The 17,524-nt window shown below is 69.3% G+C and carries 16 protein-coding genes and 1 tRNA gene; 8 read left to right on the top strand and 9 right to left on the bottom strand.

Annotation, left to right across the window (positions count from 1 at the left end):
* The first annotated feature begins 58 nt into the window (after positions 1-58).
* The 3 genes from J2850_RS14005 (at position 59) to J2850_RS13995 (ending at position 3,806) form a co-directional block, all read left to right on the top strand.
* Positions 59-1,234 (top strand): acetyl-CoA C-acetyltransferase, encoded by a 1,176-nt coding sequence (locus J2850_RS14005; RefSeq protein ID WP_209982625.1) that lies wholly within the window; start codon positions 59-61, stop codon positions 1,232-1,234.
* 150 nt (positions 1,235-1,384) lie between these two features.
* Entirely contained in the window at positions 1,385-2,107 is a 723-nt protein-coding gene (phbB, locus tag J2850_RS14000; protein WP_209982624.1) for an acetoacetyl-CoA reductase, read from the top strand.
* 172 nt (positions 2,108-2,279) lie between these two features.
* Positions 2,280-3,806 (top strand): UbiD family decarboxylase, encoded by a 1,527-nt coding sequence (locus J2850_RS13995; protein WP_209982622.1) that lies wholly within the window; start codon positions 2,280-2,282, stop codon positions 3,804-3,806.
* A gap of 55 nt (positions 3,807-3,861) precedes the next feature.
* Here the strand turns inward: J2850_RS13995 and J2850_RS13990 are convergent, their stop codons facing one another.
* From J2850_RS13990 to J2850_RS13970, 5 genes are all read right to left on the bottom strand, one after another.
* Positions 3,862-4,254 carry a gamma-butyrobetaine hydroxylase family protein gene (locus tag J2850_RS13990; protein ID WP_209982620.1) on the bottom strand — a complete coding sequence of 131 codons (393 nt, stop codon included), beginning with the start codon at positions 4,252-4,254 and terminating at the stop codon, positions 3,862-3,864.
* The gene (locus J2850_RS13985; protein ID WP_209982619.1) at positions 4,251-4,481 is read right to left on the bottom strand and encodes a Trm112 family protein; all 231 of its coding nucleotides are present in this window, start codon (positions 4,479-4,481) and stop codon (positions 4,251-4,253) included. The genes J2850_RS13990 and J2850_RS13985 overlap by 4 nt, the downstream gene beginning before the upstream one ends.
* A gap of 33 nt (positions 4,482-4,514) precedes the next feature.
* A complete protein-coding gene (locus tag J2850_RS13980; RefSeq protein ID WP_209982617.1) occupies positions 4,515-5,183 on the bottom strand; it encodes an LON peptidase substrate-binding domain-containing protein in 669 nt (222 codons plus the stop codon).
* Positions 5,184-5,237: 54 nt separating this feature from the next.
* A complete protein-coding gene (locus tag J2850_RS13975; protein ID WP_209982615.1) occupies positions 5,238-6,191 on the bottom strand; it encodes a thioredoxin family protein in 954 nt (317 codons plus the stop codon).
* Positions 6,192-6,346: 155 nt separating this feature from the next.
* Complete coding sequence (locus tag J2850_RS13970; protein WP_209982613.1) at positions 6,347-6,913, bottom strand: prolyl-tRNA synthetase associated domain-containing protein; 567 nt, start codon at positions 6,911-6,913, stop codon at positions 6,347-6,349.
* A gap of 121 nt (positions 6,914-7,034) precedes the next feature.
* Between J2850_RS13970 and J2850_RS13965 the strand changes: the two genes are divergently transcribed.
* Positions 7,035-7,109: transfer RNA gene (locus tag J2850_RS13965), tRNA-Gly, on the top strand.
* Positions 7,110-7,358: 249 nt separating this feature from the next.
* Positions 7,359-8,315: an AEC family transporter gene (locus J2850_RS13960; protein WP_209982611.1), complete on the top strand. Its 957-nt coding sequence runs from the start codon at positions 7,359-7,361 to the stop codon at positions 8,313-8,315.
* A 61-nt stretch (positions 8,316-8,376) separates the two neighbouring features.
* Here the strand turns inward: J2850_RS13960 and J2850_RS13955 are convergent, their stop codons facing one another.
* Both J2850_RS13955 and J2850_RS13950 read right to left on the bottom strand, forming a co-directional pair.
* Complete coding sequence (locus J2850_RS13955; RefSeq protein ID WP_209982609.1) at positions 8,377-9,039, bottom strand: hypothetical protein; 663 nt, start codon at positions 9,037-9,039, stop codon at positions 8,377-8,379.
* 154 nt (positions 9,040-9,193) lie between these two features.
* The gene (locus J2850_RS13950) at positions 9,194-11,203 is read right to left on the bottom strand and encodes a methyl-accepting chemotaxis protein (protein ID WP_209982607.1); all 2,010 of its coding nucleotides are present in this window, start codon (positions 11,201-11,203) and stop codon (positions 9,194-9,196) included.
* A 403-nt stretch (positions 11,204-11,606) separates the two neighbouring features.
* Between J2850_RS13950 and J2850_RS13945 the strand changes: the two genes are divergently transcribed.
* The 3 genes from J2850_RS13945 (at position 11,607) to J2850_RS13935 (ending at position 15,804) form a co-directional block, all read left to right on the top strand.
* A complete protein-coding gene (locus J2850_RS13945) occupies positions 11,607-12,716 on the top strand; it encodes a glycosyltransferase family 2 protein (protein WP_246513064.1) in 1,110 nt (369 codons plus the stop codon).
* Positions 12,713-14,440: an ArnT family glycosyltransferase gene (locus tag J2850_RS13940; RefSeq protein ID WP_209982605.1), complete on the top strand. Its 1,728-nt coding sequence runs from the start codon at positions 12,713-12,715 to the stop codon at positions 14,438-14,440. The genes J2850_RS13945 and J2850_RS13940 overlap by 4 nt, the downstream gene beginning before the upstream one ends.
* A 170-nt stretch (positions 14,441-14,610) precedes the next feature.
* Positions 14,611-15,804, top strand: a complete 1,194-nt coding sequence (locus J2850_RS13935) for a serine hydrolase domain-containing protein (protein ID WP_246513063.1) — start codon at positions 14,611-14,613, stop codon at positions 15,802-15,804.
* 15 nt (positions 15,805-15,819) lie between these two features.
* Here J2850_RS13935 and J2850_RS13930 read toward each other — a convergent pair whose 3' ends face one another.
* Both J2850_RS13930 and J2850_RS13925 read right to left on the bottom strand, forming a co-directional pair.
* Positions 15,820-16,230 (bottom strand): nuclear transport factor 2 family protein, encoded by a 411-nt coding sequence (locus J2850_RS13930; RefSeq protein WP_209982601.1) that lies wholly within the window; start codon positions 16,228-16,230, stop codon positions 15,820-15,822.
* Between the two features lie 191 nt (positions 16,231-16,421).
* Positions 16,422-17,414, bottom strand: a complete 993-nt coding sequence (locus J2850_RS13925; RefSeq protein ID WP_209982599.1) for a hypothetical protein — start codon at positions 17,412-17,414, stop codon at positions 16,422-16,424.
* Between the last annotated feature and the right edge of the window lie 110 nt (positions 17,415-17,524).

The following is a 17,524-nucleotide window of genomic DNA, read 5'->3' as shown; positions in this document are numbered from 1 at the left end:
CCACTCCGAGCGTCCCACCAGCGCTATAATAAAACTGTCCTAATTCGAGGAGCGTTCCATGACCGAGGTTGTCATTGCCGGTGCCGCCCGTACGCCTATCGGCAGCTTCAACGGTGCCCTCAGCGCCGTTCCCGCCCATGTCCTGGGCGAGGTCGCGATCCGCGAAGCGCTGGCCCGCGCCAAGACCGATGCTGCGGAAGTCAACGAAGTGATCATGGGGCAGATCCTGACCGCCGGCCAGGGGCAGAACCCGGCCCGCCAGGCCGCCGTCAACGCCGGCATCCCGGTCGAGGCAACCGCCATCGGCATCAACCAGCTCTGCGGCTCCGGCCTGCGCGCGGTGGCCCTCGGCTACCAAGCGATCAAGAACGGCGATGCCGACGTCATGGTCGTCGGCGGCCAGGAGAGCATGAGCATGGCCCCGCACGTCATGCACCTGCGCAACGGCACCAAGATGGGGTCGGCGGAGATGCTCGACACCATGCTGCGCGACGGCCTGACCGATGCCTTCCATGGCTACCACATGGGCAACACCGCCGAGAACGTCGCCCAGAAGTGGCAACTGACCCGCGAGGAGCAGGACGCCTTCGCCGCCGCCTCGCAGCAGAAGGCGGAAGCCGCCCAGAAGGCCGGCCGCTTCAAGGACGAGATCGTCCCGGTCACCATCAAGGGCCGCAAGGGCGACACCGTGGTGTCGGACGACGAGTATCCCAAGCACGGCACCACCCCGGAATCGCTGGCCAAGCTGCGCCCGGCCTTCTCGAAGGACGGCACGGTGACCGCCGGCAACGCGTCGGGCATCAATGACGGCGCCGCCGCCCTGGTGCTGATGACCGCCGAGAACGCCGCCCGGCGCGGCGTGACCCCGCTGGCCCGCATCGTCTCCTGGGCGACCGCCGGCGTCGATCCGGCGATCATGGGCACCGGCCCGATCCCGGCCTCGCGCAAGGCGCTGGAGAAGGCGGGCTGGACCGTCGACGACCTCGACCTGATCGAGGCGAACGAGGCGTTCGCCGCCCAGGCGCTGTCGGTGAACAAGGACCTCGGCTGGGACACCGGCAAGGTGAACGTCAACGGCGGCGCCATCGCGCTCGGCCATCCGGTCGGTGCTTCGGGGGCCCGCGTGCTGACCACGCTGCTGTATGAAATGCAGAAGCGGGACGCCAAGAAGGGCCTCGCCACCCTGTGCATCGGCGGCGGCATGGGCATCGCCCTCTGCGTCCAGCGCGACTGATATCGGACGGGCCGCCCTCCCGCTGAGGGGGCGGCCCGACCCGTCCAAGGTGTTCGCACGCACCCCGCACCCGCGGGATTGCCTGCGCTCGCCCAAAAACAACAACCACAAGAAACCAACCAAACGATCACTTTTCTGGGGAGAAAAACAATGGCTCGAGTTGCAGTCGTCACGGGCGGCACCCGCGGCATCGGCGAAGCGGTCTGCATCGCCCTGAAGAATGCCGGTTACAAGGTGGCCGCCAATTACGCCGGCAACGACCAGGCGGCCGAGGAATTCACCGCCCGCACCGGCATCCCGACCTACAAGTTCGACGTCGCGGATTTCGACGCCTGCAAGAAGGGGATCGCGGCGATCGAGGGCGACCTCGGCCCGGTCGAGGTGCTCATCAACAACGCCGGCATCACCCGCGACGGCGTGATGCACCGCATGACCTACCAGCAGTGGGAGGCGGTGATCCACACCAACCTGTCCTCCTGCTTCAACATGTGCCGCAACGTCATCGACGGCATGCGCGAGCGCGGCTTCGGCCGCATCGTCAACATCGGCTCGATCAACGGCCAGGCCGGCCAGTACGGCCAGGTCAACTACGCCGCCGCCAAGTCGGGCATCCACGGCTTCACCAAGGCGCTGGCCCAGGAAAGCGCGGCCAAGGGCATCACCGTCAACGCCATCGCCCCCGGCTACATCGACACCGACATGGTGCGCGCGGTGCCGGCCAACGTGCTGGAGAAGATCGTCGCCCGCGTCCCGGTCGGCCGCCTCGGCCGCGCCTCGGAGATTGCCAACGCCGTCCTGTTCCTGGTCAGCGACGACAACGGCTTCATGACCGGCTCGACGCTGTCGATCAACGGCGGCCAGCACATGTACTGATCCTCGCGGGATCCGTCCACGCCACCATCCTGTCCTTGCAAGCCCCTCTCCCGCCGGCCGGCGGGAGAGGGGCTTTTCTTTCGCTGCTTCCGCCGCCGCACTTGACGGAACGGCCGCCGGGCGGAAGGGTATCGTCCGCTTTCAACGCCCCTCAACACACGGACACCCGGCGATGCCCTACACCTCGTTGCGCGACTTCATCGACCGGCTGGAGAAGAATGGTCGGCTGGTGGTGGTGAAGGAGCCGGTGTCGACCGTGCTGGAGATGACCGAGATCCAGACGCGCCTGCTGGCGGAGGGCGGCCCGGCGGTGCTGTTCGAGAACGTCATCAAGGCCGACGGCACCCGGTCCGAGATGCCGGTCCTGGTCAACCTGTTCGGCACGGTGGAGCGCGTCACCTGGGGCATGGACCGCGAGCCGCACCAGCTCCGCGCCGTCGGCGAGACGCTGGCCTTCCTCAAGCAGCCGGAGCCGCCCGGCGGCTTCCGCGAGGCACTGGAGCTGATCCCGCTGGCCAAGACCGTGCTGTCGATGAAGCCGAAGACCGTCGGCTCCGCTCCCTGCCAGGAGGTGGTGCTGACCGGCGATGACGTCGATCTCGGCCGCCTGCCGGTGCAGAGCTGCTGGCCGGGCGAGCCGGCGCCCCTTATCACCTGGCCGCTGGTGGTGACCAAGGGGCCGACGGGCAAGCGCGAGGACGACTTCAACCTCGGCATCTACCGCATGCAGGTGCTGGGCCGCAACAAGACCATTATGCGCTGGCTGAAGCACCGCGGCGGCGCCCAGCACCATCACCGCTGGCAGGCTCATCAGGAAAAAATGGGCGGCAAGCGCGAGCCGCTGCCCTGCGCTGTCGTGCTCGGGGCCGACCCCGGCACCATCCTGGCCGCGGTGACGCCGGTGCCCGACACCCTGTCGGAATACCAGTTCGCCGGCCTGCTGCGCGGCAGGAAGGTCGAGCTGGTGGACTGCAAGACGGTGCCGCTGAAGGTCCCCGCCCAGGCGGAGATCGTGCTGGAGGGCCATGTCAGCCTCGACGAGTACGCCGACGAGGGACCCTACGGCGACCATACCGGCTATTACAACTCGGTCGAATCCTTCCCGGTCTTCACCGTCACCGCCATGACGATGCGGCGCAAACCGATCTATCTCTCCACCTTCACCGGCCGGCCGCCCGACGAGCCGTCGGTGCTGGGGGAAGCGCTGAACGAGGTGTTCATCCCGCTGCTGACCCAGCAGTTCCCGGAGATCGTCGATTTCTGGCTGCCGCCGGAGGGCTGCTCCTACCGCATCGCCGTGGTCAGCATGAAGAAGGCCTATCCCGGCCACGCCAAGCGGGTGATGATGGGCGTCTGGTCCTTCCTGCGCCAGTTCATGTACACGAAGTGGGTGATCGTCGTGGACGACGACATCGACGCGCGGAACTGGAAGGACGTGATGTGGGCGATCTCCACACGCATGGATCCGGCCCGCGACATCACGGTGATCGAAGGCACGCCGATCGACTATCTCGACTTCGCCAGCCCCGATTCGGGCCTCGGCGGCAAGGTCGGCCTGGACGCCACCAACAAGTGGCCGCCGGAAACCAAGCGCGAGTGGGGCCAGAAGATCCGCATGAGCGACGAGGTCGTCGACCAGGTCAGCCGCAAATGGAACCTTTACGGCCTGCCGGGCAGCGGCAAACCGATCTGGAAATGAGGAAGCCGGCGCCGCCCCTCTCCCGGCCGGGGAGGGGGGCGGGCGGCGCGCCGGCTCAGCGCCGCGGCTCCCGGCTCAGGCCCTTGGCCTGGAGCTCCTCCAGATACTCGGCCCACAGGCGGTCCTGATCGGTGCCGATCTCGTAGAGGTATTTCCAGCTATAGATGCCGCTGTCGTGCAGGTCGTCGAAGACGATGCGGACGGCATAGTTGCCGACCGGCTCCAGCCGCATGATGCCGACGTGGCGGCGGCCGGCGACCGTCTGCTTCTGGCTGGGATTGTGGCCCTGCACCTCGGCCGACGGGCTTACGACGCGCAGGAACTCCGCCGGATAGGAGAAGCGGCGGCCGTCGTCGAAATCGACCTCCAGCCGCTTCTCCTGCGTCTTCAGCCGGATTTCCGTGGGCCAGTGGACGGTGCCGAAGCTTCCGCCGGCATCGCCGCTCATCGCGCCGACCCCGCCTTGTCCAGGCTGCGCGCCTCGTCGATCAGCATGATCGGGATGCCGTCGCGGATGGGATAGGCCAGCCCGGCGCGCTCGCTGATCAGCTCGGCATGCTCGGCGTCGTAGCGCAGCGGACCCTTGGTCAGCGGGCAGACCAGGATCTCCAGCAGCTTCGGGTCGACGCGGGCGCTGGTCTTCGGTTCGCTGCTCTTGTCGTCGGGCGTCGCCATGTCGTGTCTCACAATCGATGGGGAAGGGGGCGGTCAGTGCCTGGGGGGCGGGCCGTCCCCGTCGTGGCTGTCGAGAATGGCCATCTCCACCAGCCCGATCAAGACCTTCCCTCGCTCCGCCAGCGTCGGGGCCTCCAGCAGCGCCTGCTTTTCGCTCGGGCTGAAGGGACAGATCATCGCCAGTGAATTGATCAGCCGTTCGTCCAGCGTCGTCTCGATGGATTTCCAGTCGACCGAAAGCCCCTGGACGCGGAAATAGGTCTTCAGTGCGCCCAGCAGGCGGCTGCGGTCGACGTCGCCGCAGGCTTCCGGTTCCATATCCCCCTTGAACGGGCGCCAGTCGGGAACGATGCGGCGATAGCCGCGCGCGCCCTCGACCTCCCGGGCGATCTCGAAGCGGGCGATACCGGTCAGGGTGATGAGGAAGCGGCCGTCGTCGGTCTCGCCGAAACTGGTGATGCGCCCGGCGCAGCCGCAGGGATAGACCGCCGGATCGCGTTCGCGGGACGCCGAATCAACCGGCTGGATCATGCCGATCATACGGCCGCTCGCCAGCGCGTCCTCGACCATGGCGAGGTAGCGCGGCTCGAAGACGTTCAGCGGCAGCCGTGCGCGGGGCAGCAGCAGCACGCCGGCCAGCGGAAAGATCGGCAGCATCGTCGGGAGCTGACCGAAAGCGGGGTCGAAGGGGTTCCTGGTCATGCCAATCACATAGAACCCCTTGAACCGCGGAACAGCCGCCCGTTCCGAAAAGCCTTAGCTGAACATCATCGACGACAGGCGCCGGCGGGTCTTGATCGTCAAGGGATCGGTCTGGCCGAAAGCCTCGAAGAACTTTACCAACTGCTTGCGCGCCGCGTCGTCGTTCCAGGTCCGGTCGCGCTTGAAGATCTCCAGAAGCTCGTCCACCGCGGCCTCGCGCTTGCCGGCGGCGAACAGCGCCATGGCGAGATCGAAGCGGGCGGCGTGGTCGGCCGGATCATGCGCGACCTTCTCCATCAGCTCCGGGATCGGGCCGGCGTTGGAAGCCTGCTCCGCCACCTCCAGCGCGGCGCGGACGTTGGCCAGTTCCTTGTCCTTGGCGATCGCCTCGGGGGCCTGGGCCAGCATCTCCTTGGCCTGCTCCAGTTCGCCGGCCGCGATCAGGCAGCGGACGATGCCGGCAAAGGCCTGGGCATGCTCGGGCTCGGCCTGGAGGATCTGGCCGTAAAGGTCCAGCGCACCCTGCAGGTCGCCGCCGTCCAGCATCTCCTTGGCCTGGGCAAGCGCCTCCTCCAGCATGTCGTCGCCGCCGCCGACCCCGGCCTGCTTGGCCAGCGCCACCAGCTTGTCGACGAACGCCTTGACCTGGGATTCGGGCAGGGCGCCCATGAAGCCGTCGACCGGCCGACCCTGGAAGAAGGCGTAGACCGCCGGGATCGACTGCACCCGAAGCTGCGACGCGATCATCGGGTTGGCGTCGGTGTCGATCTTCACCAGGCGGACGGCACCCTTGGCGGCGCGCACCACCTTCTCGATGATCGGGCCGAGCTGCTTGCAGGGGCCGCACCAGGGCGCCCAGAAGTCGACGATCACCGGCACGTCGCGCGACGCCTCGATCACGTCGGCCATGAAGGCGCGGTCGGAGCTGTCCTTCACGAGGTCGGCGGCACCGCCGGCGGCAGGCTTGGCTGCGGGCTTGGGCGCGTTCGCGGGGGGCATGGAGAACATGGCGTGGTTCGGTCCCGTTGGTGGTGTCTGGCCCAGGAGGACAGCCCGGTGGGCCATGTTGCCGGTCTGTTTGCCGTGATATGTGAGTGTGCGCGTCGGCTCAAGCAAGCATTGCGTCGCCGTCGGGTGCGGCCACCGGGTGCCGCCGCCGGGATTCAGCCGGCCACTGTGCCGCCGCCATCCGGTTCGGCGCCGAAATCGACGATCGCCGGCTCGTGGCCGCAGGCGCGGATGAAGCGCAGCAGGTCCTCGGAGCGAATCGCCGTGGTCCGGTCGTTCAGCAGCGGATGGTAGTTGAGCAGCTCGTGCTCCATCATCGCCTTCTGCAGCACCACGCGCACCTGGTGGCCGGCGTCGTTCACCAGGGCGAAGGGCGAGACCGACCCCGGACGGATGCCGAGGACGTGCCACAGCCGCTCGGGCGAGGCGAAGGACAGCCTTGCGGACCCGATGGCCTTGTCCAGCCGGTTCAGCTCGATCCGCGCATCCTCCAGCGCCACGACCAGCCAGTGCTGGCCCTTCCTGTCCTTCAGGAACAGGTTCTTGCAGTGGCCGCCGGGCAGGGCGCCGCGCAGCGCCTTGCTTTCCTCCACCGTGTGCAGCGGCGGGTGGCTGTGCGTGGCGGCCGGGATGCCGAGCGCGTCGAGCCGTGCCAGAAGCTGTTCCGGCGAGGTCGGCAGCGGGGCGTTGGGATCGGGCAGGGGGAGCGATGCGGTGTCCATGGCGATCTTTGTACCGATCCCGTGGAAAATCGTCCAGCCGGTGGAAAAAACCGGAACAAGGCGCTTGCATTGCGTCGGCCGATGAGTATAGTCCGCCGCACACCGCCAGACGGTGCGGAGCGCGGGCGTAGCTCAGGGGTAGAGCACAACCTTGCCAAGGTTGGGGTCGAGGGTTCGAATCCCTTCGCCCGCTCCAGTTTTCAAATTGCCGCAGTTCCAGGGGCCGGGCGGAAACGCGCTGGCCCTTTGCTTTTTTCCCGTCGGCATTCCCCTTCTATCCCCCCTCGCCGGACCGCGGTCCGGGTCGGCCGGCGGTTCTGCGCCCGCGCCGGCCGCGCAGATCTGCCAATCGTTCGAAGACGTTCCATCATCGGCGGCGGGGCGCTGTAATGGCCGGCGTCCGCCTTCGGGCGCCGTGCATCGCAGCGTCCGGCAGGCGTTTCCCATGTCCCTGATCTTCCAGCTCGTCCTGCCGATGTTCGGCCTGATCGGCCTCGGCTTCTGGGCCGCGCGGTGGCGCGGCTTCACCAGTGCCATGGCGCAGGGGCTGTCGCGGTTCGTGGGCCTTTACGCGCTGCCGGCCCTGCTGTTCGCCAGCATGGCGCAGGCCGACATTCCCGATCCGCTCGAATGGGCGCTGATCGCGTCCTTCTACCTCGCCGCCTTCGCGGTCTTCCTGGTGGGCGCCCTGTGGATGCGGCTGGCGGGCCGCCGGGAGCAGATCGCCACGATCGGCCTGGCCAGTTCCTTCTCCAACATCGCCATGCTCGGCATTCCCATCGTCATGCAGGCCTATGGCCCGGCCGTGGCGGTGCCGGTGATGCTGCTGATCGTCTTCCAGTCGCCGTTGCTTTTCACCTCCGCCACCATGCTGGTCGAGGCGCAACGCTCTGCCGGCGCGCAACGGGCGGGCGGCGTGGCGGGCCATCCGGTCAGGGCGGCACTGGCCGCCGCCTGGGCGACGCTGACCAGTCCGCTGGTGCTGGGCGTGGCGCTGGGCCTGGGCGCCAATCTCCTGCATGCGCCGGTCCCGGCCATGGTGATGAAGGGCTTCACCATGCTGGGGCAGGCGGTGCTGCCCTGTGCCTGCTTCTCGCTGGGGGCGACGCTGGCCTTCAGCCCGGCGTCGGGAGCGATCCTGCCGGGAGCGGTGGTGGCCGTGCTGAAGACCGGGCTGCACCCGCTGCTGACCTGGCTGCTGGCCACCCAGGTCTTCCATCTGTCGCCGCTGTGGGTGGCGCCGGCGGTCACGGCAGCCGCCCTGCCGACCGGCATCAACGCCTATGTCTTCGCCGAGCGCTACGGCGCCGGACGCGAGGTGGTGTCGATGTCGCTGCTGATCTCCACCCTGCTGTCGCCGGTGTCGATCTCCATCGCCTTCATGGTGTCCGGAGCCGGCTGACGTGACGCCCGGCCCCCGCGCTTCGGGCCGCCCGGCCAGACGGCCCAATCAAGCGACCCGATCAGGCGGCCAGGACGCCCCGGCGTTCGTCCGCCCAGCCGCGCGCGGTGGTCGGGCGCCCGTCGGCGTCGATCAGCCCGCGGCCGAACAGTTCCTCGGCGTGGCGGATGAAGAAGGCGGCGGTGCTCGGCCGCTCCCAGTGCTCCATCCAGTTCTGTTCCATGAAGGCCAGGATGGCCGGCTGGTCCAGCTCCGCCTCCCACAGCACGCCGAGCAGGGAGGTCTGCTGCTCCTCGTGCATGCAGTCCTCGAAGCACAGGCGCTTGTCGGCGCGGGCCTCTTTCCGGGCGGTGGTTTCCGGGCCCGGACCGAGGCCGTAGTCGATCAGCGGCCGGCGATCCGGCGCAGCGCACAGCCAGTGCGCCACCTCATGCACGATCACTGTCGCCTCGACCTCGGTGCGGATCACCTGGCCGTCCCACATGAAGGAGCGGCTGGGCGGCTCGTCCAGCGTGCCGATGCCGTGGGCGTGGGCCAGCCGCACCGCTTCGGCCCGGTGCGCCGGGGTGTCGACGCCGCCGTTCGGCTCGCCGTCGGGGCGGACCGGCCAGGTGGCGGCGATGCGGCGGAAGGCGGCCCGCGCCTGCGGATGGCCGTCCAGGTTGGCGTCGAAGGCGGCAAGCGCCTTCGGCATGTCGTCGATGGCAATCGGGGTCAGGATCATGGCGCCTATGTGCCGAAGGGCACCCCGCCGTGCAAGGGGATTGTCGGTGCGAAAAAGGCTGGGCCGGCCGGCGCCTCGCTTATGGCGCGGCTCCGGCGGCGGTCCCGTGGTGCCGCCGGAGCCTTGAAACCCAGGCCGCAGCCGGCCTTTGCGCTCAGGCCGCCCGCATGTCGGCGAGGAAGCGCGACACGAAGCCGCGGAGGCCCTCGGCCTCATGGTTGAGCCCGTCGGACGCGGCCAGCACCTCGCGCGACGCGCCGCCGGTGGAGGCCGCAGCCTCCGACACGCCGACGATCGTGCCGGACACCTGCTGGGTGCCGCGGGCGGCCTGCTGGACGTTGCGGCTGATCTCCCCGGTGGCCGCCCCCTGCTGTTCGACGGCGGCGGCGATGGTGGTGGAGATGTGGTTGATCTCGCCGATCACCCGGCCGATCTCGGCGATCGCGCCTGCCGCCTGTCGGCTGATCTCCTGGATGCCGGCGATCTGCGAGCCGATCTCCTCCGTCGCCTTGGCGGTCTGGCTGGCCAGTTGCTTGACCTCGCCCGCAACCACGGCGAAGCCCTTGCCGGCCTCGCCGGCGCGGGCCGCCTCGATGGTGGCGTTCAGCGCCAGCAGGTTGGTCTGGCTGGCGATGTCGGTGATCAGGCCGACGACCTCGCCGATGCGCTGGGCGGCATCCACCAGCCCGCGCACGGTCGTATCGGTCTTCCCGGCGACGGCCACCGCCTGGCCGGCCATGCGGGTGCTCTCCGCCACCTGGCGGCCGATCTCGGCGATCGAGGCGGACAGCTCCTCGGTGGCCGCGGCCACCGTCTCGACGTTGCCGGTCGCCTCCTGGGAGGCGCTGGCGACCGCGTCGGCCTGGCGGGTCGTCTGTTCGGCGTTGGCCGACATGGCCTGGGCGGTGGCCTGCAGTTGGGTCGCCGACAGGGACACCCGGCCGAGCGCCGCCAGCACAAGCTGGTCGAACTCCCGGGTCAGCCGGTCGATCCGCTCGCCGCGGATGCGCCCCGCCTCATGCTCCGCCTGCTGGAGGGCGGCCAGCCGGTCGCTCTCGATCAGGCTGTCCTTGAAGACCTGGAGCGCCTTGGCCATGCCGCCGATCTCGTCCGCGCGGTCGAGACCGGGGATGTCGACCGCGCGGTCGCCGCCGGCAAGCCGGGTCATGCGGTCGGTCATCGCCACCACCGGCCGCGACAGCCCGCGCCCGATCAGGAGCGCCACCGCCACCCCCAGCACCACGGCGATCAGCGAGGCGCCGGCCATCACCGTGCGCGACTTGCCGATGAAGGTGCCGGTCTGGACACCCAGCGCCTGCTGGTTCGCCACGCTCGCCTGCGTCAATTCGTCCGCCTGCTTGCCGACGGACTCGCCGACCGGCACCAGCACCTCGCGCACCAGCCTGTCGCGTTCGCCGGTGGTCTTGACCAGGCCGTTGAAGCCCGTGATGTAGACGCGCAGCATCGCAGTGTAGGACATCGCCATCTTGCGGCGCTCGAAGTCTCCCAGCTTTGCCATCATCGCCCCGCCGCGGCTGGCGGCGTCGGCGAACTGCGCGAGCGTCTCGTCGGCCAGCGTCGGCGAGCTGTCGACGTTGTAGCGGGTGGCGGAGATGCGCGCCGACAGCATGTGGCGCAGTGCCATGCCGGCCAGATAGGCCGCCTCGGTGTCGTTGGCGGCACCGGCGCTGTCCATGATCCCGTCCAGCGCCTTCTCCAGGCGCGGGCCGAGCTCGTTCAGGTCGCCGATCGTCTTGGTGCGCTGGGCCTGCAGCTCCATCGCCGTGGCGAACGCCTCCCGGTACTGGGCAATCTCCTCGGCCATGTGGTCGACCGTGCCGAGCAGTGCCGGATCGGTGAAGAGGCCGCGGGCCTCCGCGATGGTCCGGGCCGCGTCCTCGGCATGGCGGCGGACCGTCGCCCCGACCTCGGCGTCGCCGGTCAGCAGGAAACTGGTCGCCTGCTGCCGCATCTCCAGCATCAGCGCCTGGATGCGGCCCAGCTCGTTCGTCTGCTGCCCGAGCCGCTTGTAGGTTTCCACCGCGCCACCGGCGTCGCGCAGCGCGACGATTCCGATGCCGCCGATCAGCACGAGGAACACCAGGATACCGGCGCTGCCGGCGGTGATCTTGGTCCTTACGGAAAGGCGATTGAAAAGGCTCATGTGAGAGGCCTCCGGCGGCACAAGGTCATGGCTCGGCTTCTGTCGGGGTGATGGTTGTCGGGAGGATGGGTCGAAAGGGTCAATCATTGTGACCCGTTTCAGGAACCGTGCCACATGCCCGCATACGACCGCCAGCTTTGTGGGTGGCCGGGCGCCCTGTTGTGCGTTCCGGCTTCGCGGCTGCGGAATAAAAGGCCGCGGCGGATGTTTGCCCGGTGTTCGCCGTCATCGGGCGCCTACGGCTGTGGCGAACCGGCCATTTTTTGTGCCGTGCCGGTCACAGGAGAGGCATTTTGAACATCCCTCATATCGTGGTATACGCCGAAGGGCGGAGCGGCCGGCCGGGGTCGTCGCCGATCATCCTCTTCTCCCGGCTTTCGATGCTCTGACCCGACGGCTGGCCATGTCCATCACCGACGCGCCTCTTCCAGCGGCCTCTCTGGACGACCGCACCGCTTCCGCACGCCGACCGGGCCGCCCGCCGCGCGGCCGCCTTTCGGTCGTGATCCCCTTCTACAACGAGGGTCCCAACGTCGCCGCCCTGTTCGCCCGGCTGACGCCGGTGCTCGACGGGCTGGGCATGGACTGGGAGGTCGTCTGCGTCAACGACGGCAGCCGCGACGACACCGTCGACCGCCTGCTCGACGCCCACGACCGCGATCCGCGCATCAAGGTGGTCGACCTGTCGCGCAACTTCGGCAAGGAGCTGGCCCTGTCCGCCGGGCTCAGCCATACCACCGGCGACGCGGTGGTGCCGATGGACGCCGACCTCCAGCATCCGCCCGAACTGCTGCCGGCCTTCATCGCCAAATGGCGGGAGGGCTACGACGTCGTCGTCGCCGTGCGGCATGCCCGGGTGGGGCAGAGCCTGAAGCACCGGCTGTTCGCGCGGCTGTTCTACTGGTTCTTCGACCACCTGTCGGAGATCAAGCTGCCCCGCGAGGTCGGCGATTTCCGGCTGATGGACCGCCGGGTGGTCGAGGTCATCAACCGGATGCCCGAGCGCACGCGCTTCATGAAGGGCATCTTCGCCTGGGTCGGGTTCCGCCAGGCCGCCATCCCCTACGAACAGGGCGAGCGCGCCGGCGGCGACACCAAATGGGGGTTCGTCAAGCTCCTGCGCCTGTCGCTCGACGGGCTGACCGCCTTCTCGACCTTCCCGCTCCGGGTGTGGAGCCTGGTCGGCATGGCCGTCTCAGGGGTGGCCTTCGTCTATATCCTGATCCGCCTGGTGCGCACGCTGCTCCACGGCATCGACGTGCCGGGCTACGAATCGCTCCTGGTCGCGGTGCTGTTCCTCGGCGGCATCCAGCTCATCACGCTCGGCATCATCGGCGACTATCTCGGCCGCGTCTTCGCCGAGGTGAAGGGCCGGCCGCTGTTCATCGTGCGCTCGGCCCACGGCTTCGACGGCACCCACGACCCGGTGCCCTTCGATCCAGCCGCCGCCCCGCCGGCGCGTCCGGTCGAGGCCGGGACCCTGTCCGAAACCGGGGCGGAGCCGCAGCGATGACCATCCAGGCCCGCCGCCGTCCGGAGGGGGAGGCCCCTCCGGCCTCCCATCGCGCCCCGGCCGATCCCGTCATCGGCATGCCCGCCGGCTGGACGCCGCCGCGCCACGACGGCGCGCTGTGGGACGGGCTGTCGCGCGCGCTGGTCCTGGGCCTGCTGATCCTGGCGGCACTCACCTTCCTCAGCTACGGCATCAGCACCGACGAGGAGGTGCAGCACATCTACGGGAAGAAGCTGCTGTCCTACTACACCAGCGGCTTCCAGGACCGGTCGGCCTTCCATTTCAAGGACCTCGCCTATTATGGCGGCCTGTTCGACCTGATCACCGCGGTCATCGTCCCCTTCTCGCCCTTCGAGGAGTACGAGACCCGCCATCTTCTCTGCGCCCTGGTCGGCGTGCTCGGCATCGCCGGAACCTGGCGCTACACGAGGCTGCTGGCGGGGCCGCGCGCCGGCTTCATCGCCACGGCCCTGCTGGCGCTGAGCGGCGTCTATTACGGCGCGATGTTCAACAACACCAAGGACGTCCCCTTCGCCGCCGGCATGGTGTGGACGCTCTATTTCGCCACGCGCATCCTGCTCCAGTTGCCGCGCCCCAGCCGCAGCGCCGTGCTGAAGTTCGGGCTGGTGCTCGGCATGACGCTGGCGATCCGGGTGGGGGCGGTGCTCGCGGGCTTCTACCTCGCCGCCGGCATGGCCCTGCATTTCGCGCTGGTCGCGCGGCAGGAGGGGGGGCGCCGGGTGCTTGCCGACGCGCGCCACGCCTTCCTGTCGCTGTGGCCCGCGATTCCCGTCGCCTACGCCATCATGGCGATGTTCTGGCCCTGGGTGGTGCAGCGGCCGTTCCGCAATCCGTTGGAGGCGCTGCGCGTCGTCTCGCACTTCCCCATCGACATCCAGACGCTGTTCATGGGCCAGCTTGTCCACTCCAACGACCCGCCGGCGCTGTACCTGCCGGTCTATCTGGCGGTGAAGCTGCCGGAAGCGGTGGTGATCGGCGCCGGGGTCGCGGTGGCGATGGCGGCGGTGTGGCTGGCGCGCGGGGGCTGGCGGCGGACCGGCGCCTTCACCCTGGTGCGCTACACGCCGCTGGCGCTGGCGGCGTTCCTGCCGATCCTGCTGTTCATGCTGATGCGCCCGTCGGTCTACAACGGCATCCGGCATTTCCTGTTCCTGGCGCCGCCCTTCGTCGTGCTGGCGGCCATCGCCACCGACAGGGTGTGGGCGCTGTGCCAGCGTGGCGGCCGGGCGCTGGGGCAGGGATTCGCCGCGGCGATGACCGTGGTCGGCGTGCTGTACGCCTGGCAGCTCGGCGCCATGCATCCGAACCAGTATGTCTACTACAACCAGTTCACCGGGGGGGTGCGCGGCGCCGACGGGCGGTTCGAACTGGACTATTGGGGCAACTCGCTGCACGAGGCGCTGCAGGAGCTGATCGAATATGTCGAGCGCGAGAACGACGGTCATGCCCCGCCGCGGCAATACACGCTGACGGTCTGCGGCAACACGCTGGCGGTGCGCTTCGAGCTGCCGCCCTGGCTGCGGCTGGTCAACGGCATCGAGCCCGACTGGCGCAAGGCCGACTTCTTCCTGGCCTTCACCCAGGTCCAGCGCTGCCCCTCGCTCCTCGACGGCCATCCGATCCTGGAGATCGCGGCCGACGACGTGCCGCTGTCGATCGTCAAGGACCGCCGTCCGCCGAGGGCCGAAGTCCCGAGCGAGTAGGGCGCGGGCGGGAAGGGGCGTGAGCGTGGCCGTCCGGGAGTACCACGGCGGCACCCGACCGGCCTTTCGCCGCATCGCCCTTCGCGAACCTGTCGGTCCGCCGGACGCGGGCCCACTCTCCGTATCGGTTTCGGGGCCGGGCGGAGAAGGGGATGCGGCGCGGGCTGCTCTTGATCGTTTGCTGTCTGCTGCTGTGGAGCGTGCCGCTCGGGCCGACCGGAGCCATCGGCTTCGACCCGCTGCGCGACCAGGTGGCGCGGACCGTGGAGGACCGGCTGGCGTCGGCCGGGCCGGGCGGCATGGTGGTCGGGGTGATCCGCGACGGCCACCGCGTCGTGGTCGGGCGGGGCGATCCGGGACGGCCCGACGGCGGCCCGCCCGACGGCCGCACCCTGTTCCAGATCGCGTCGCTGACCAAGCCCTTCACCGGCACCATCATGGCCGAGCTGATGCGCGAGGGGCGCGTCGACCCCGCCGACCCGTTGGAGCGCCACCTGCGGCGCATCGGTCCGGTGCCGCTCGGCCATCTGCCGCAGTTCGACGGCCGGCCGGTGCGGCTGCGCGATCTCGCGACCCACACCGCCGGGCTGCCCAACGTCCCGGAGACGCCGCGCTTTTCCTGGAGCCGCCTGGAGGATCCCCGCAACCCGTACAAGGCGCTGTCGCGTGGCGAACTGGCGTTGTGGCTTGCCGCCTACCAGCCGCCGGTGCCGCCGGGCACCCGTTTCAGCTATTCCAACACCGGGATGGCGGTGCTGGGCGAGGCGCTGTCGGCTGCGGCCGGCCAATCCTACGAGGCCCTGCTGAAGCGCGTGGTGACCGTGCGCTTCGACCTGCGCGACACCACCCTCCACCCGACGGCCGAGCAGCAGGCGCGCAAGGCGTCCGGCCACGCCCGCGGCGTCGGCGTGCCGGACTGGGAGGCGCCGGCGATGCTGCCGGCCTTCGGCCTCTACTCCACCGCCGACGACCTGCTGGGCTGGATGGCGGCCAACCTGGGGGATTGCGCGGGCGCCGCCGCCGGTCCGGACGGGCGCGGCTGCGAGCCGGGGGTTGCGGCGACGCTGGACCTTGCCCAGGCGGTGCAGGTCGAAGGCAGGTCCCTGGCCGATCCGGGGGCGCTGGGAGGCGGCGCCATGGCGCTCGGCTGGTTCGTTGCCCGTGCCGACGACGGCACGCCGATCCATTGGCATTCCGGCTCGACCGGCGGCTTCAACGCCTACATCGCCTTCTCGCGCGCCCATCGCTGGGGCGTGGTGGCACTCACCAACAGCGACCCCGACAAGGTCACCGCCGACCGCGTGGTGGTCGATCTGGTCCGCCGGCTGGAGGCGCGGCCGGAGGTGGCCAGCCTGTCGCAGTAGGCGCGGGCGCCGCCTTCAGTGCAGGCGCGGCTTCTGCCGCACCGGGATCTCGACGTCGGCACGCTGGTGGGCGATCGGCCCGGCCTGATGGTGGGCGAGGCGCCACTGGCCGTTTTCCCGCGCGAACAGGTTGGTGGCGGCCAGCACGGCATCGCCCAGCATCTCCTCGCACAGGACGAGCGCCGTGTCGGAATGCAGGGTCACGCGCTCGTTGCGGGCGTGGACGGCGATGCCACTGGGCGCACGCAGCACGTCGCGCCAGCTCGCCAGCACGGCCTCGCGCCCGAACAGCGCCGCCCAGCCCGGATGGATGCAGGAGATCGGCAGCCTTTCCGCCCACAGGGCTTCCATCGCCGGCATGTTGCGTTCGGTGAATGCCCGGTAGAAGGCCTGGTTCAGGGCCAGCAGCGTGTCGCGATCGGTCATGGCGGCGTGTCCGGCTCGATGGGGTCCTGGCGGTTCCGGCTCGCTGCGGAGCACGGCCGTCCGGCCGGATCCGTCTGCTGGATCGACCGGCCGGGAAGAATCCGCTTTTAATGAAGCCATCGAGGGCGGGCAAGCGCCGGTCCGGAGGATATTGGACCGGCGCTGTGACATCGACCCGCACAGCCCGGGTTTCAGGCCGTCAGGTTCACGCTCGGCTGCTTGCCGCCGCCCTGGGTGGTGGTCGCGGGAGCCTGGGTGGGAACCTGGGCGGGGGCGGAGGTGGCCTTGCCGGCGCTCAGCCCGTCGACCGGGACCGAGAGGTCGAGCGACAGGTGGGTGACGCCATCCTTGCCGGTGGTGGGCTTGAGCACCGCCAGGCCTTTCATTCCGTCGCCGCCGGATTTGGCCGCGATGGCGTTCAGCTTGCCCAGGATGTCGTTGATCTCATCCTCGCTGAAGCCGTCGCCGCGGACGATCATGCCCGTGGACTTGCCGGTGGCGGTGGTGGTCATGCCGGAGACGCCGAGCGTCTGCCCCCCTTGACCGAGGGTGGCCTGCAGCCGCTGGTCGTCACGCCGGAAGTCCAGGGTCGACTTGGCGAAGGAGATGCGGACGCTGCGGTCGCCGTCCTGGATTTCCAGGTCGATCCCGTGGGATTCGATGGACCATTGCGACTGGCTCGACTGCATGTCCACCGACAGCTCGCTGAAGTCCATGCCGTCCAGCTTGGACTTCACATGGTCGCCGAAGCCGGAAACGGCGTCGGAGATGCGGTTCTGCGGCACCCCGATCGCTCCGAGTACGTCGCCCAGCCCCTGCTTGAGCTGGTCGATCGCCTTGCCGAACATGCCGGACAGCCCCTTGCTGTGGTCGAGGGCCGACTGCATGATCGACTGCGCCTGACGTGCGCGGTCGAGGCCGGCACCTCCGGCGGCCCCACCACCTGCCGCGGAGCCCTGGTCCGCGCTGCCGCCCTTGCCGGTGAGGCTGTCGAGCAGCGACTCCATCGACTGGCTCATCGTGTAGGCCGGCGACTGGGCGGCCTTGCCGCCGTCCGCCGCTTTCGCGTCCGTCTTCGCCAGCGCGTCCTTCGCCGTGCCGGCCGTCTTTGACGAACCGCTCTGCACCGCCGTGGACAGCACCGACGGTTTGCCGTTCGGGCCGCTGAGCTCCGCGTAATACATGGATGCCCCCGCATCGCTTCGTTATGTGCAAGGGAAGCATGGGCTCGGCAACCTTTACCATTTGTTAATTCGGGGACATTCTCAGAATGATTGTGATTCCTTCGTTACCT

This window comes from Azospirillum picis (assembly GCF_017876115.1).
GTDB classification, from domain to species: Bacteria; Pseudomonadota; Alphaproteobacteria; order Azospirillales; family Azospirillaceae; genus Azospirillum; species Azospirillum picis.
Note: the sequence above shows the minus strand (reverse complement) of the source record. Positions and strands in the feature narration are given on the sequence as shown.

Bases quoted from the DNA above. Each gene is read 5' to 3' on its own strand.
- phbB (WP_209982624.1), top strand. From the start codon at position 1,385: ATGGCTCGAGTTGCAGTCGTCACGGGCGGCACCCGCGGCATCGGCGAA.
- J2850_RS13925 (WP_209982599.1), bottom strand. From the start codon at position 17,414: ATGTATTACGCGGAGCTCAGCGGCCCGAACGGCAAACCGTCGGTGCTG.
- J2850_RS13930 (WP_209982601.1), bottom strand. From the start codon at position 16,230: ATGACCGATCGCGACACGCTGCTGGCCCTGAACCAGGCCTTCTACCGG.
- J2850_RS14005 (WP_209982625.1), top strand. From the start codon at position 59: ATGACCGAGGTTGTCATTGCCGGTGCCGCCCGTACGCCTATCGGCAGC.
- J2850_RS13945 (WP_246513064.1), top strand. From the start codon at position 11,607: ATGTCCATCACCGACGCGCCTCTTCCAGCGGCCTCTCTGGACGACCGC.
- J2850_RS13975 (WP_209982615.1), bottom strand. From the start codon at position 6,191: ATGTTCTCCATGCCCCCCGCGAACGCGCCCAAGCCCGCAGCCAAGCCT.
- J2850_RS13970 (WP_209982613.1), bottom strand. From the start codon at position 6,913: ATGGACACCGCATCGCTCCCCCTGCCCGATCCCAACGCCCCGCTGCCG.
- J2850_RS13985 (WP_209982619.1), bottom strand. From the start codon at position 4,481: ATGGCGACGCCCGACGACAAGAGCAGCGAACCGAAGACCAGCGCCCGC.
- J2850_RS13990 (WP_209982620.1), bottom strand. From the start codon at position 4,254: ATGAGCGGCGATGCCGGCGGAAGCTTCGGCACCGTCCACTGGCCCACG.
- J2850_RS13950 (WP_209982607.1), bottom strand. From the start codon at position 11,203: ATGAGCCTTTTCAATCGCCTTTCCGTAAGGACCAAGATCACCGCCGGC.
- J2850_RS13955 (WP_209982609.1), bottom strand. From the start codon at position 9,039: ATGATCCTGACCCCGATTGCCATCGACGACATGCCGAAGGCGCTTGCC.
- J2850_RS13940 (WP_209982605.1), top strand. From the start codon at position 12,713: ATGACCATCCAGGCCCGCCGCCGTCCGGAGGGGGAGGCCCCTCCGGCC.
- J2850_RS13980 (WP_209982617.1), bottom strand. From the start codon at position 5,183: ATGACCAGGAACCCCTTCGACCCCGCTTTCGGTCAGCTCCCGACGATG.
- J2850_RS13960 (WP_209982611.1), top strand. From the start codon at position 7,359: ATGTCCCTGATCTTCCAGCTCGTCCTGCCGATGTTCGGCCTGATCGGC.
- J2850_RS13995 (WP_209982622.1), top strand. From the start codon at position 2,280: ATGCCCTACACCTCGTTGCGCGACTTCATCGACCGGCTGGAGAAGAAT.